Genomic DNA, 14,967 nt, shown 5'->3' with positions numbered 1-14,967 from the left:
TTCGAGCCGACGGTGATGACCGGGGTGACGCAAGCCATGAAGGTGACGAAGGAGGAGACGTTTGCGCCGCTGGCGCCGATCATCAGCTTTGCCGACGAGGCGGAGGTGATCGCGATGGCGAACGACTCGGAGTTCGGGCTGGCGTCGTACTTCTACGCGAAGGACATGGCCCGGGTGTGGCGGGTGGCGGAGGCGCTGGAGAGCGGGATGGTCGGGGTGAACACGCCGGCGCTCGCCAACGAGATGGCGCCGTTCGGGGGCGTGAAGCAGTCGGGTCTCGGCCGCGAGGGCTCGAAATACGGCATCGAGGGCTTCCTCGAAATCAAGTACATCAACCTCGCTGGATTGTGAGCGATAGATGCCGCGATAAAAAGAACGAGCTGCTCACTGGTTTCGTGCTGCCCGAGCAAGCAGGCGATCGGCCTTCCACTGAAGACTTCGATATTCCGTCCGGCGTCATTAGACGCCGGATGACCTCACTTCGATTCAGTCCGAACGCATCTCATCCAACGAAGAAGCCCCATCGCAAGCGGGCTATCTAGGCATAGGAAGACGCGCTCTGCTTCATTGAGACGTCTTGAATCAGATGGGTGAACATGGCCGAAAATGCGGGCGCATTCTGTTCGAGGAGCATATTATCGGTGTTGCATCCCTCAGGTCCGACATACTCCTCGCAGTGAGAGACATGCGCGGACCATAAGCGTGCGAAATGCTGTGAATCCGCCCAGCTGGCACTCGGAAGGAACAGGGATGTCCGGCCGGAATACGATAGCGGCTTGTATTGGGCGACCGCCGTCATGGTGGCCTGCTCGACAAGCGCGCGACGTGTGAGGAACGGATCCTCTTCCGTATTGGTGTCAGGGGCTCGAGACGTCTTCAATTTGCGCGCCGCGGCGGCGATCGCCTTGTAGGCTGTCGTGCGGAACCCGTCGATGTCGGCGCTTGCACGCTTCAGGTTCTTTACGACACGCTCCTTGATGCGGTTATAGGGGCGGAAATAGGCAGGATGGGGACTGCCGAACATGGCCAGAAGGGCGACAGGGACATCGATTCCTTCGAGCTGCCTAGCAAGCTCGAACGCGATGGTTCCTCCAGCACAAAATCCGGCGAGGATGACCGGTTGCGTCGTCGTCTGCCGGATTTGCCTTGCGAAATAGGCTGCGATCTCCTCGACTTTCGTAAGGGGTGTTTCTCCCCCGTCGAGCCCAGGTGGCTGGAGACCGAAGAAGGGTTGCTGTGGGCCGAGATTTCGGGACAGTGCGCGGTAGCAGAAGACATCGCCGTTATGGCCTGGAACTGCGAAAACCGGCGTGCCGTCGCGACCTTTCTGAAGCGGAACAAGGCTCTTCTGTTCATGAGAGCGCTCCTGCACCGCCTTAAGGGAGGCCAAGAGTTCAGCCTTACGCTCTGTGAGGAGCGTCCTGAGCTCTGGAGTTAAGGCACCGGGGGGCGCCTCGCAGCGCAGTCGGTCTCCATCGGCCCAGATCCTGATCTCCTTCTCTCTCAATTCGGCGAGAATCGACCCGACGCTCATATCTCGATCTCCTCCCGCGCGCTCTCCTTCGTCCGGGGACTGGGATGTGCCGCCAGCAGGATGCCTTCAACGAGTTCGCTCTGGCCGGCGATTGTCGGATTCTCGAAAATGTCACGGAGGTTCAGGTTCGCATTGAGCTCACTCCTGATCCTGGTCAGCGCCCTTGTGACCAACAGCGAGTAGGCCCCCAATGCAAAGATGTCGTCGTCGATCCCGATATGCTCCCTGCGGAGGAGTTCTCCCCAGATGCGACTGAGCACGATCGCCGAATGCGGGAGGTCTGGCTTCGCTTCTTGCGCCGGTACGCTTGGGATGGAGGCAAGCGCGACGAGCGCATCCCGGTCCACCTTGCCGTTGTTCGTGAGCGGAAACCGATCGACGAACGCGAAGCGCTGGGGGATCATGTGCTCAGGGATTCGTGCCGCGATGAATTCGCGAAGAGCGTGTTCGGTCGGCGGCATGTCCCCCGTGATGAGGTAGGCCGTGAGGAAGGGAAGCCCCCCTGGAGGTGCATCAGCGAGAACCAGGCATGACTGGATCTCCGGATGCTCCAGCAACGTCTGCTCGATCTCGCCCAGCTCAACCCTGTATCCCCGAATCTTGACCTGGTGATCGATACGTCCGAGGTATATCAGCGTATTGTCGTCGTTCATCTTCACTAGGTCGCCCGTCTTATAGAGCTTTGCTCCCTTGTGCGGGCCAAAAGGATCAGGGAGAAACCGCTCGGCCGTGAGTGTCGGCCTGTTCAGGTATCCCTCGGCAACGCCGTCTCCACCGATATACAGCTCGCCGATTTCTCCATTCGGGACAGGGTTCAATTCGCTGTCGAGGACATAGAGCTGGGTATTGGAGATCGGCCGTCCTATTGAAACCGATCCCTGGTGCGGGTCTGACGTCCTCATCTCGTGGACGCAGCATCCCACAACCGTCTCCGTCGGACCATACTCGTTGAAGATCCGGGTTTCGGGTGCGAAGACACGCCATTTCTCCAGGATCTCGGCCCGTAGATTTTCCCCACCGATCACCAGGCCTGCAGTGGATGCTGCGATCTCTGTCTCGTTGAGCTCCTGCGTCACCATCTCAAGATGCGCGGGAGTAATTTTCACCAACGCATAACCCTTGCCTTGGCGCATCGCCTTGATGAGTTCCTGACCGCCCTCGCTCTCAGGAAGGAGTTCGACGGCGCCCCCGACCATCAATGCGGGATACAGGCTGGTGACCGTCAGATCGAACGCGATGGAGGAATGAACCGGAACGATGCAGCCGCTTTGCACATTGTAAGCGCCAATCGTCCACGTCAGATAATTGACCAGACCGGAATGCGTGATCATCGCGCCCTTCGGCTTTCCGGTCGATCCGGAGGTATACATGACGTAAGCAAGTGCAGAAGGAGGCGTCTGAGGGCGCACCTCTGGATCATGACGAGCGGTGGCATCGAACGCATCGCCATCGAGCAGAACCGTAGGCAGGTTGCCGTCGAAGAGGTCAGCCTGCGATGAGGCCGTCAGAATGCAGGACACTGCAGAATCGTCGATAATGAAACGCAAACGTTCGCGCGGATATGTCGGATCCAAGGGAACATAGGTAGCACCGGCCTTCCAGACGCCGAGCAGAGCTGCAACAAGATCGGGACACCGTGAGAGGCAGACGCCAATGAGACTGCTCTGCTGAACACCCAGAGACCGCAGGTGATGCGCTATGCGATTGGCGCGATCGTCCAGTTCGCCATAGGTCATTGCCTGATCGAAGTGGCGGACGGCCACAGCGTTCCTGTTGCGACGGACCTGCTTCTCGAACAGCTCATGAACGCATTCGTTCGGGTAAGGCGATGCTGTACCCCGGAGAACGCTTCCATCCGGCACTTCCGTGCGTCCCAAATTCAGACCTGCCGACGAAAAGAACTCCTGGTTTGCGACATTCGGCGTTTGATCATCCATCATGGTGTTTGTCCCCCCAATCTAAACCGGGTCTAACTGCTAAAGAGTGGACGCAATGATCTCATGCATGATCTCGTTTGTTCCTCCATAGATGCGCTGCACGCGACTGTCGGTCCAAATGCGGGCGATGGCATATTCGAGCATGTAGCCATAGCCACCATGCAGCTGAAGGCAGGTATCCACGACCTTCCACTCTGTGTCGGTGAACCATAGTTTTGCTATTGCCGCTGTCATGTCGTCGATCTTGCCGGTAATGCAGCGTTGAATGCAGTCGTTCAGGAACACGCGGCCGATGTGCATCGCAGACTTGCATTCTGCGAGCTTGAAACGGGTATTCTGGAAGTCGATGATAGACTGCCCGAATGCGGCTCGCTGCTTGACATACTCTGTTGTCAGGGCCAATGCCCGCTCAGCAGTTGCGAGCGCTTTCGCCGAGATGGTGAGACGTTCGTAGGGTAGTTGCTCCGTCATCTGCACCAGGCCGTGGCCCTCGGAGGGGCCCAGCAGGTTCGCCTTCGGAACGCGCACGTTCTCGAAGAATATCTCGCAGGTGTCCTGAGCCTGCATGCCGACCTTTTCGAGGGGAGATCCCACCCTATAGCCGGGCAGGTCCGAGGTCTCGACAATGATCATGGATATGCCCCTGAACGGGGCGACTTCGGTGTTGGTCTTGGCAGCCACGCAGATCAGGTTGGCGAGGGAACCGTTGCTGACGAATGTCTTGGAACCGTTGATTACATAGTGATCGCCATCCGGCCGGGCAGTTGTCCGAATCGAGGGGAGGTCCGATCCGGTTCCGGGCTCCGTCATGGCGATTGCTGCAATGAGGTTCCCGCGTGCCATTTCGGGCAGCCACCGACGCTTCTGATCCTCGCTGCCATAGAAAAGGATATATCGCGCGACGATTCCTTGAACCGAACTGCCGAAGTGGACGCCTGCGCTGGCGAGCTCTTCGCAGACGATGATTTCATTGGCGAAATTGCCGCCGCCGCCGCCATATTCCAGGGGTACATCCGTGAGGAGAAGTCCGGCCGAGCCGGCATTCCTCCAGGCTTCGGCCTCTGGTCCTTTCCGCTTCCGCCAATGGTCCTGGAGGGGTGCAAATTCCGCCTCTACAAACCGTCGGACACTGTTTCTGAATATACGAGTTTCTTCAGTTTCCCACAGCGGCTCGCAACAAGTTGGCTCCATGGGAACAACCTTGGAAAGAGATGGATTCATCTGGATTTTGGCTGGCGCCTGAGCGCTATTTTTCACAATCTAGTGAGTTAATATTCCATCGATTGGGAGCTTTCTGAAATGCTCTTAGGATATACTACTTATTAGAAGCGCAATAACATACATGAGCACGGGCATCCGCCTAGCGAGGGATGCCAAGAGGCGGTCTAATGTCTCATACCTCTATTGGTGCTGCCCATGCCTGACGGCTACACGCCGTTAGAGGTAATCGCCGCTCAGGCCGATATGTCTCCAGCCGAGCGGCGCGACATGGTTCAGCTGCTCATCCGGCACGATCACGTTTCGGGATCGCAGATGTTGCAGCGCTCCACTCATGTAGGGTGCTCACCAAGTCCGAGGCTTGGAAAGTGCCACCATGCAAGTTCCGGAAGTCATCGTCCTGCCGCCCTGCTATGGATGCCAAGGCGAGCGTCCATGGCCTCGGTGAATGACGGAAGCAGAAGCTTGTTGCCGAGGCCGCTGATGTGGTCGCCGTCGAGAAACAATGGCTGCCCGTCGCGCCAGGCGTGGCACTGGTCTTCGGGGCAGAGAACGGGATATGGATCCCATACGCCGACACCAGGCACCTGCTCGGAAATGCGCGCGAACGATTGCAGCACCGGCTGACGGAAAGCGTCGAGCAGGCTTCGCGGTACTGAGAATCCTGGAGCGCAGATGGGATTGTCGTGATTGAACCAATCAGCGCAGCGGAATGGCGGCGCCTTGAACACGGGCTTTGGTCCTTCAAAGACGATGTGAACGCCGCGTTGCGCAATCTCGCGCAGAGTTGCCACCGCAAAGGCAACACTGCGCCGGCGTCCGGCATCGGCGCGCGGACCGAACATCTCGCCTTCTGCCTGCTCCTGGCCGAAAAAGATCCATTGGTCTGAGAGGCGCGGCAACCGCAGGGATGGGAGAAAGAGCACGTCGCCGGGCTTCAGGCGAGCCCGCAGGTCGCCGAGTGCCGCGTCCGTGTAGTGCCGGCACCGGGCGTCATCAATGTCGCGCCAAGGCTGGAGGCTGATGAATGGGCAACCGCCATTCGTGTAGGCATAGATGCGGATCGCTTTGCGAATGGCGTACTGCTTCAACAGCCCTTCATAGGCCATGGCGTGGGAGTCGCCGATTACATAGATGCTGGAATTGCTCAGCTGCCGTGGTTGAATACAGCCCTTGGGGCTGTAAACCAGCAGTCGTCCGCCTGCGACGATGTGGCGTTCAGGCTCGGCATTGCAGCCCGGATCGTCCACGTTGACGGGGGCAACGTTTGGATACCAGATTTCCGCGTTCCGGCTGACGGTGCTGAACGAAATCCGGTGCTGATGATCGGCTATGACCTTCGCCCCCAAGCAGGCAATGGCGACGACCACGAGGCTGCCGGCAAATGCCGCTCCCTGCGGAATGCGGCTGAAGCGTCTGCTATGGCGAATGGGATTCTCGATGAAACGCCAGGATGCAAGGGCAAGGACGAACGTGAGCGCAGCCGCCAAGACGCGCGTCAGCGGGCTTTCGAGCCCCCAAGTCCAGCGAAGGATAACGAATACCGGCCAATGCCAGAGGTACAGGGAATAGGAAATCCTGCCGACGAAAACCAAAGGCCCATTGCCGAGCAGTCTGTGCAAGGGTTTCATTTCAGGGTGGTGGTGAAGGCTCCAGATGACCCCAAGGGTCCCCAGGACCGCAGGCAAAACGCCGGGAACAGGAAACCGGCCGTATCCAGGGATTGCAAAGGCGACGAGGAGTAAGAGCAGCGATACGGCGCCGACGATACCCCGCACAAGGCCAGCATGCCTGGATGGTATCGCCCCCTCAGGACAGCGGCTGATAAGCTGGTAGAGCAAGACACCGGCCGCCAATTCCCAGAGGCGGCTGGGCGTGAGAAAATACGCCTGCAAAGGATCGGCATGGCTCTGCCACCAGCCCCAGGATAGCGATGTCGCCAAGGTGCCGGCGACCAAAGCAATCGACAAGGCCCGTCCGCGGTTGCTCCTCGTCCACGGGAAAAACAGGAAAGGGAAGAGCAGATAGAACTGCTCTTCTACCGCCAATGACCAGGTGTGGGTGTAAGGGTTGAAGTCCGTCGTCGGGGCAAAGTAGTCGCGACCGCTTTTGGCCAAGACGAAGTTGCTGAGGCCAAAGAAGGCATACAGGCCGGTCTTCTGGTTCTCCGCACTGAGCCAAGAGGGTGGGATCAGCAGCGCGGTCAGAACAGCCGTAACCAGCAGACATGCGACCAGCGCAGGTGCGATGCGTCTCAGGCGCCGCGCATAGAAGAAGGCGAGAAACTGCCGGGCGCCCTGTCCCTTGAAGCTGGCGATGGAGGCGCTGACAATGAAGCCGGAGATGACAAAGAACACATCGACTCCGACGAAGCCGCCAGGGAGCCAGGGGCCGTGGAGATGGTAGATGAGCACCGACAGTACAGCCAAGGCTCGCAAGCCGTCGATATAAGGATAGTACTGGGTGCGGGGGGCCAAGTGTGGGGAGGAGAGCATACTTGGTCTCGGGGGCTAAGGCGCAATTGGGTTGGTCTTGTAATATCTTTGCTGTCGCACATTGCCTATAGCCAACGTTGCCGCCCTGTCAGCCAGAGGCCGCCGGGTTCAAAAGTCAAGCCAGCGACAAAGGTGGGAACGCAGAGGGTCGCCCGGAGCCTATGATAATCATGTGATTTATCAATAATTTAAATGAAAATTCGCAATGGAGGTATCATCTGCGAACCTGGTTCTGTTGTCCTTCGCCATTTGAGAGAAAACTGTAGAGAAATTCCTACATTTTTGCAGAACCTCGGACCTCTTCCAGATATGCTCCCTGCAAGGTCTGTAAGCCAGATTTTAATTTAAGATCAAATACTTGTTTGGTTTGCAAGACTCCGCCACATTCGGATCCGTCTGGCGTCAAATTCCTTTCGGGAGTAATTCGCGGAAGGCCCTGGCCATATTGGTCGAGCCACCGCTCAAGATCGTCTGATCTAACGGTGATCGTTGCCCAAGCGTCTTGGCAGCGGGTTGGTCCCTATTGTCTCAAAGGACCATCTCTATGAGCGAACGAAACGCTATTTCTGCCTCGGCTCTGACCACAGGGATCGCTGTCTCTCCTCCAAACCGCAAGGTGAAAGCCCTCTAATGATCAGCTTGAGCCCACATGGGATCTTTGAAGAACTGTTTCTGACTTAGCTGATCCGTGAATCTGCACAACGGCAGCATCGGAGGTTGCCGCCGACTATGAAGACAGGGCGAAACCAACATTCCTGCTCTGCGTTACACAACCGTAGCAGTTCGAGTGCGTGAGGTTTGCGCGTATGCGGCAGTTTCTGCGTGACAATGGGCTATCAGTGGCCTTGTTCAGCCTGTTCCTTATCTGCCTTGTTGGCCAAGCCCTCACTGGCTGGAGAGCCGATGTCGAGGAGCTCCGCCTGCATGAACTCCCAGCGATCGGTTTCGCGGACTATTTGACCAGCGGCCACTTCATCTCAGCCGTGTTCGAAAACTGGGAGAGCGAGTTCCTCCAGATGGCGGCCTACGTGTTGCTGACCATCTTCCTGTTCCAGAAGGGCGCCTCGGAATCCAAGAAGCCGGACGAGGTCAATTCCGAGAACGAGCCGCCATCCGCCCATCGCGGCGATCCTGACGCACCGTGGCCCGTCCACCGCGGTGGCTTGCTGCTGAAGCTCTACTCGCATTCGCTCAGCATCGCGCTGGTCACACTCTTCCTTGCATCCTTTTGGTTGCATCTGACGGGAAGCACACGTCGGATGAACGAGGAGGCTATCATGCATCATCAGCCGATGAACACAGCAATCGAGACGCTGGGCGAACCGCAGTTCTGGTACGAGAGCTTCCAAAACTGGCAGAGCGAGTTCCTGTCGATCGCCGTGCTGCTGGTGCTCGGGATTTACCTGCGGGAGCGCGGATCGCCGGAGTCAAAGCCTGTGGCCGCTCCGCACGAAGCCACCGGGCACTGACAGGCTCTGGTTCAACATGCCTTTGACAGTGAGAGCCTGCTCTCCCCGATGCCTGCCCCCATGATCGGTTGCTGCAATGCAGCAACCGATCATGATTTAGAACGTTGCCCCTCTCTGAATCCACCGGAGGGGTGCATGAGCGGTCCGAATACGGGAACTGATCCGAATACACCGAGGCGTGGACATGACAACGCTCTCTCCGCTTCGCTGCCCGACCAGGAGCATAATGAGACCTTCCGCGCCCCCGAAACTGGCCATTCCAGGTCACGTAGGTGGCTTGTTCCAGCCCTGCTGAGCGCCGCAACCGGCCTTGGTGCAGCGGCGCTGTACAACGTAAGGCAAACCCGCGCAACCGAGCGCCGGTACCCGCCCATAGGCCACTTCCTCGACGTGGATGGGGTGCGCTTGCACTACATCGAGCGCGGCCAGGGCGATCCACTGGTCTTGATCCATGGCAATGGCACTATGATTCAGGATTTCACCGTCAGCGGCCTCATCGATCGTTTGGTGGGGCGCTACCGGGTGATCGTCATCGACCGGCCGGGCTATGGCTACAGCTCGCGGCCACGCCAGCTCTGGACGCCCCGTGCTCAGGCCCGACTGTTCCAAAGAGCACTGGTGCAGCTTGGGGTGGAGCAGACCGTGGTCTACGGTCACTCCTGGGGCACCCTTGTGGCATTGGCCCTGGCAATGGAGTTCCCGTCCTTGGTTCGTGGTCTAGTGCTGGGCTCGGGCTACTACTATCCAACGTTGCGGGCCGACACGTTCCTGCTCTCGCCACCGGCGATCCCGGTGATCGGCGATGGCATGCGCTACACCATCTCTCCGCTGATTGCCCGGGCGATTCTGCCAGGCATGATCAGGCGGATGTTCCAGCCCGCTGCCGTACCGGCGCGTTTCGACCGCCTGTTCCCCAAGGCTCTGATGCTACGTCCCTCACAGCTCCGCGCGGCGGCCGAAGATGCAGCACTCATGACGCCTTCAGTCATGGAATTGAAGAAGCATTACCGGGAACTTATGATGCCGGTGGCTATCGTCGCAGGTACTGACGATCAGATAGTCGACGTGGGCCGCCAGTCCGAGCGCCTGCACGGTGAACTGCCTGACGGCGAGTTGATACTCCTGCCGGGTCTCGGCCACATGGTGCATCACATGGATCCTGACGCTGTCGCCAAGGCCATCGATCATACGGTGCAACTCTCCGGGCGCGCGCCCGTCTTCTGACCGGCGGGTTTCGGGTAAGGCCATGCTGAACCCGGAAGACGAGCCTCAGACCGGATGGCTAACGGCTGCTCCTGGCACTCCCTAAGACGTAAGATCTTGGTCCGCTCAGGCGCCCAAGAGCCGGTATGCATCGATCTACGGCAATGCGAGCGTCTGCCGCACAGGAGACGTGATGAGGGAACTATCACGGCACATGTTTGAAGTTTCCCAGGAGAAATCTGAGACCTTTCGCGTCAGGCAAGACACCGTAGACATTCTCGATAATGGTCAGGTTTATTGACCTATGTGCAGCGATACTTGATTCATTGTGAAAGCGGTCGTCTTCACAGCTTGATATGGAGCAGTTCTTCCTAGAATATTCATTCCAATGACATCTGAAGCCGGCATCAGACTGGCGAGAGGAATGAACGGGGCCGGGAGGAAGCGCATGCTTCAATGCGAGCGCGCGACTTGGACGTTCGATAGGTCGGTCACCAATTCGGCTGAACCCATCCGGATGTATCAGCGTGCGGACAGGTCTTTCTCCAGCCAGCTCAAAACGGCAAGCCGATGAATTCCTGCCAGAGCCCAGGCCGGCGCATTCGCCATGAAATGGTCTGGCGAATACATCCTCATCACATCCGACCAGCCCTCTTCCCTACCGGCCGCTGGAGGCTGGAAGCGAAGGCCGGTTGATTTCAAGTGCGCGGTCCACTCCGGGACGGCCGCGCATGGTGCCAGAAATCCCGGATCATGGAGGAAGCGAACGATGACCCTGTCTAGACGTGATCTGCTTCTTGGGACCGCCGGCCTTGCCGCCGGTGCGGCGGGAGCCCAGCTTCTAAAGGCCGGGCCGGCTTTCGCGCAGGCCGCCGCACCTCAGTACAAACCGGAGCAGGGCGCCACCTTGCGCGTGCTGCGATGGACCCCTTTCGTGAAGGGGGATGAAGACTCCTGGCTCGCCAATACGAAGAAATTTACGGAAGCAACCGGCGTCGAGGTGCGCGTCGACAAGGAAAGTTGGGAGGACATTCGCCCCAAGGCAGCTGTTGCGGCCAATGTCGGTTCGGGTCCGGATATCATGCTCGTCTGGTTCGACGATCCATTCCAGTATCCGGACAAGCTCCTGGATGTCACGGATATCGGGACCAGCTTCGCCAGAAAGTATGGTGGCTATTATCCTGGTCTCGAAGGTTATGCCAAACAGGGTGACAAGTTTATCGCGCTCCCGCTGGCGACCATTGGCAACGGCATTCTCTACCGCGACAGCATGGTCAAGCAGGCCGGATTCTCGAAATTCCCCGAGAAGTCGGATGAATTCCTCGAATTGTGCAAAGCGCTCAAGGCGAAGAGCAAGCCCGCCGGATTCGCACTCGGCAAGGCTGTCGGCGACGGAAACAACTTCGCGCACTGGATCGTTTGGAGCCATGGCGGCAAGATGGTCGACGAGAGTGGAAAGGTCGTCATCAATTCGCCCGAGACCATCAAGGCGCTGCAATACGCCCGCGAGCTCTATCAGACCTTCATTCCGGGCACTGAGAGCTGGCTCGACATCAACAACAACCGTGTCTTCCTCGCCGGCGATGTCTCCGTGACGGCAAACGGCGTCTCGCTCTACTACTCGGCCAAGAACGATCCGAAGATGGCCGAGCTGGCACAGGACATCCGCTCCACAACCATGCCGGTCGGCCCAGTTGGCCAATCCGTGGAACTGCACCAGACAACCTCGACGGTGATCTTCAAGTATACGAAGTTCCCGAACGCGGCGCGCGCCTATTTGCAGTTTATGCTCGACAAGCCGCAGATGGATGCGTGGATCACCGGATCGAGCGCCTATTGCTGCCCACCCCTGAAAGGTCTGATCGACAATCCTGTCTGGACGTCCGATCCGGTGCACGAACCCTACAAGCGCGCCTCGGCAACCCTGCGGCCAAATGGCTATGCGGGCCCGCTCGGGTACGCATCCGCGGCCACGATGGCGGATTACGTGATGGTCGACATGGTGGCCGAGGCTGCCACGGGCCAGCGTACGCCCGAGGAAGCGGCTAAGCGTGCGGAGCAGCGGGCTAACCGCTACTATCGCGTCTGACGAACCTGAAGGGGCGGTGTGCGAGCGCCGTCCCTTTCCATGTCGACGATTTTGGAGGCGCCTATGGTCGATGCCGCCCTTTCCCGCGACGGCGCGACGGCTGCGCCCGTACGCACGCCGCTCATGCAGAGCAAGGTTTTTCTCGGTCTGCTTTTCATGCTGCCGGCGGCCTTGTTTCTTCTCGTCTTTCTCTCCTATCCGCTCGGTCTCGGTGTCTGGCTTGGCTTCACCGACACGCGCATCGGTCGCGCAGGCATCTTCGTCGGGTTGGAGAACTACCAGCTCCTCTGGGACGACAGCATTTTCTGGCTCTCGGTCTTCAATACGATCCTGTATACGGTGGTGGCCTCGATCCTGAAGTTCATGCTGGGTCTCTGGCTCGCGCTTCTCCTCAACGAGCATCTGCCGTTCAAGGCCTTCATCCGCGCCATCGTTCTCCTGCCCTGGGTGGTGCCGACCGTGCTGTCGGCGATCGCCTTCTGGTGGATCTACGATACCCAGTTCTCGATCATTTCCTGGGCGCTCATGAAGCTCGGATTGATCAGCTCTCCCATTAACTTCCTGGGCGATCCGAACAATGCCCGCGCGACAGTGATCCTCACGAACGTCTGGCGCGGCATTCCCTTCGTGGCGATCACACTGTTGGCAGGGCTTCAAACAATCTCCCCCTCGCTCCATGAGGCGGCGACCCTCGACGGCGCGACTTCGTGGCAGCGGTTCCGCTTCATCACGCTGCCCATGCTCTCGCCCCTGATCGCCGTGGTGATGACTTTCTCCGTGCTGTTTACGTTCACGGATTTCCAGCTCATCTACGTGCTGACTCGGGGCGGGCCCCTCAACGCGACCCACCTCATGGCGACCTTGAGCTTCCAGCGTGCCATCCCCGGCGGACAGTTGGGTGAGGGCGCGGCCATCGCCGTGGCGATGGTGCCGTTTCTTCTCGCTGCAATTCTCTTCAGTTACTTCGGGCTGCAGCGCCGCCGCTGGCAGCAGGGAGGGGCCGATACATGACCTCGAGCGCCAGATCTTCTGATCCCGTCGTCGCCGACGACAGCGTCGGCATGAGCTATCTCAACCGCACCCCGCAGAGACTGCTCACGGTGTACCTGCCCCTCGGGATTTTCATGATCATCCTCCTGTTTCCCTTCTACTGGATGACGATCACAGCCCTGAAGCCCAATGCGGAACTCAACAATTTCCGCGACTACAATCCGTTCTGGCCGTCCAGCCCGACGCTGCAGAACATCCGATATCTCCTGTTCGAGACGTCTTATCCGGGCTGGCTCGTCAACACGATGGTCGTGGCGATCGGCTCGACCATCCTGTCACTCGCCGCGTCGGTCTTCGCGGCCTATGCCATCGAGCGGATCCGCTTTCCCGGTTCCAGATGGACAGGCCTCGCGATCTTCCTGGCCTATCTGGTGCCGCCCTCAATCCTGTTCATTCCTTTGGCGGTCATGATCTTCAAGTTCGGGATCTACGACTCGAAGCTTGCTTTGATCTTTACCTATCCGACCTTTCTGATCCCGTTCTGCACTTGGCTGCTGATGGGATACTTCCGTTCCATTCCCTACGAGCTGGAGGAATGCGCACTCGTCGACGGGGCCTCTCGCTGGCAGATTCTGACAAGGATCATGCTGCCGCTCGCGGTGCCGGGCCTCATCTCGGCCGGCATTTTCGCTTTCACCCTGTCCTGGAACGAATTCATCTACGCGCTCACCTTCATTCAGTCGTCCGAGAACAAAACCGTGCCTGTGGGGGTTCTGACTGAACTTGTACGCGGCGACGTCTACGAATGGGGGGCGCTCATGGCGGGTGCCCTTTTAGGTTCTCTCCCAGTCGTGCTGCTGTACTCTTTCTTTGTCGATTACTATGTATCTTCGATGACAGGCGCAGTGAAGGAATGAGTGAATACAAGAGGTCGCCCTAACCTGAGCGTCCTTTACCCCGGCAAGCCGAAATGTCTGGAGGTGGCACATTTTTGGAAGAATCGCTTTGGTCAGCTCATGAGGCGATCAGCAGACCTTTATTCCATCTGCTGTCAGGGGAGGTGAAGGAGCGTTGACTGGTCGCAGGCGCAATCCTAGCGTGACGCGACCATGAAGGAGCCCTCAATGGCGCGTACTCTCCTCTGCTTCGGCGACAGTAATACCCATGGCACCCCGCCCATCGTCACGCGAGGGGAGGCCTACCGCCGCTTTGGGGCGGACACGCGCTGGCCCCGGGTGGTCGCCTCGCTGCTTCCAGGCTGGGAGGTCGTGGAGGAAGGCCTTCCTGGCCGGACGGCACAGTTCCCTGACCCGGTGATGGGCGCACATATGGATGGCCGCGATGGACTGAAGATCGCCCTCCAAACTCATGGTCCTATTGATGCGCTCACTATCATGCTCGGGACCAACGACACGAAGACGCGCTTCGGCGCATCGCCGGAGAAGATCACGGCTGGCATAGCAGGTCTCCTTGATATCGCGATGAGCCTTGAGATGCAGGCGCGGCATGGCGATTTTCACCTTCTGCTGATTTGCCCGCCGCCTGTGCTGGAGCAGGGGCCGATCCGTTCCGATTTTTCTGGCGCCCGCGAGGTGTCGCTCAGGCTCCCTGAACTCTACGCAGCCCTCGCCAAGGCGCGGGGAGTGGAGTTTCTTGACGCTGGATCAGTGATCGAGGTGAGCCCCGTAGACGGAATCCATTTCGAGGCGGAGGCGCATCTCAGACTTGGACAGGCCGTAACAGAGGCAGTCAGACGGCTCTGAGGTCCGGTTCAATACTCAAGAGCTGACATTCGATGGGGGCGGAAGGTGAAAGGTCGCCCCTGAGAAGACATCCAACCATAAGAGCAGCGCCTCATAGGAAATCGGTCTCCACCTTGCCGGCTTGGCCTGCCCCCTTTGAAGTGGTCCTCCCTGATGTATGGCTTTTTGCCATTTGGAGGACGAGAGAATGCCCAGGAAGAGACACACGGCTGAAGAGATTGTCGCGAAGTTGCGGCAGGTTGATGTGCTGACGGCGCAAGGCCGTTCAG

At 58.8% G+C, this 14,967-nt stretch carries 12 protein-coding genes; 7 read left to right on the top strand and 5 right to left on the bottom strand.

Features of this window, described 5'->3' with window-relative positions:
- A partial coding sequence (locus AB4097_RS20785; RefSeq protein WP_442040876.1) for an aldehyde dehydrogenase family protein occupies positions 1–351 on the top strand: 351 nt, incomplete at its 5' end.
- Between the two features lie 187 nt (positions 352–538).
- Here the strand turns inward: AB4097_RS20785 and AB4097_RS20780 are convergent.
- The 5 genes from AB4097_RS20780 to AB4097_RS20760 form a co-directional block, all read right to left on the bottom strand.
- Positions 539–1,534: a thioesterase domain-containing protein gene (locus AB4097_RS20780; RefSeq protein WP_442043078.1), complete on the bottom strand. Its 996-nt coding sequence runs from the start codon at positions 1,532–1,534 to the stop codon at positions 539–541.
- Positions 1,531–3,474: a non-ribosomal peptide synthetase gene (locus AB4097_RS20775; RefSeq protein WP_442043076.1), complete on the bottom strand. Its 1,944-nt coding sequence runs from the start codon at positions 3,472–3,474 to the stop codon at positions 1,531–1,533. The genes AB4097_RS20780 and AB4097_RS20775 overlap by 4 nt, the downstream gene beginning before the upstream one ends.
- A 36-nt stretch (positions 3,475–3,510) precedes the next feature.
- The gene (locus AB4097_RS20770) at positions 3,511–4,692 is read right to left on the bottom strand and encodes an acyl-CoA dehydrogenase family protein (protein WP_442043074.1); all 1,182 of its coding nucleotides are present in this window, start codon (positions 4,690–4,692) and stop codon (positions 3,511–3,513) included.
- A 216-nt stretch (positions 4,693–4,908) separates the two neighbouring features.
- Positions 4,909–5,025, bottom strand: coding sequence for a hypothetical protein (locus tag AB4097_RS20765; protein WP_442043072.1), 117 nt, complete (start codon positions 5,023–5,025; stop codon positions 4,909–4,911).
- Between the two features lie 56 nt (positions 5,026–5,081).
- Positions 5,082–7,184, bottom strand: a complete 2,103-nt coding sequence (locus tag AB4097_RS20760; protein ID WP_442043070.1) for an acyltransferase family protein — start codon at positions 7,182–7,184, stop codon at positions 5,082–5,084.
- 806 nt (positions 7,185–7,990) lie between these two features.
- On the opposite strand from AB4097_RS20760, the gene AB4097_RS20755 reads away from it, so the two are divergent.
- The 6 genes from AB4097_RS20755 to AB4097_RS20730 all read left to right on the top strand — a co-directional run bounded on the left by AB4097_RS20755 (position 7,991) and on the right by AB4097_RS20730 (position 14,698).
- A complete protein-coding gene (locus tag AB4097_RS20755) occupies positions 7,991–8,653 on the top strand; it encodes a DUF6766 family protein (protein WP_442043068.1) in 663 nt (220 codons plus the stop codon).
- A gap of 135 nt (positions 8,654–8,788) precedes the next feature.
- On the top strand, positions 8,789–9,877 hold the full coding sequence (locus AB4097_RS20750; RefSeq protein ID WP_442043066.1) for an alpha/beta fold hydrolase: 1,089 nt from the start codon (positions 8,789–8,791) through the stop codon (positions 9,875–9,877).
- A gap of 748 nt (positions 9,878–10,625) precedes the next feature.
- Positions 10,626–11,945 carry an ABC transporter substrate-binding protein gene (locus AB4097_RS20745; RefSeq protein WP_442043064.1) on the top strand — a complete coding sequence of 440 codons (1,320 nt, stop codon included), beginning with the start codon at positions 10,626–10,628 and terminating at the stop codon, positions 11,943–11,945.
- 123 nt (positions 11,946–12,068) lie between these two features.
- Entirely contained in the window at positions 12,069–12,956 is an 888-nt protein-coding gene (locus AB4097_RS20740) for a carbohydrate ABC transporter permease (RefSeq protein ID WP_442043080.1), read from the top strand.
- A complete protein-coding gene (locus AB4097_RS20735) occupies positions 12,953–13,852 on the top strand; it encodes a carbohydrate ABC transporter permease (protein ID WP_442043062.1) in 900 nt (299 codons plus the stop codon). Before AB4097_RS20740 ends, AB4097_RS20735 begins: the two co-directional genes overlap by 4 nt.
- Positions 13,853–14,059: 207 nt before the next feature.
- Complete coding sequence (locus AB4097_RS20730) at positions 14,060–14,698, top strand: SGNH/GDSL hydrolase family protein (RefSeq protein ID WP_442043060.1); 639 nt, start codon at positions 14,060–14,062, stop codon at positions 14,696–14,698.
- The last annotated feature ends 269 nt before the right edge of the window (positions 14,699–14,967 follow it).

Source organism: Microvirga sp. 2MCAF35, from assembly GCF_052115545.1.
GTDB lineage: Bacteria > Pseudomonadota > Alphaproteobacteria > Rhizobiales > Beijerinckiaceae > Microvirga.
This window is presented reverse-complemented; position numbering and strand designations above follow the sequence as displayed.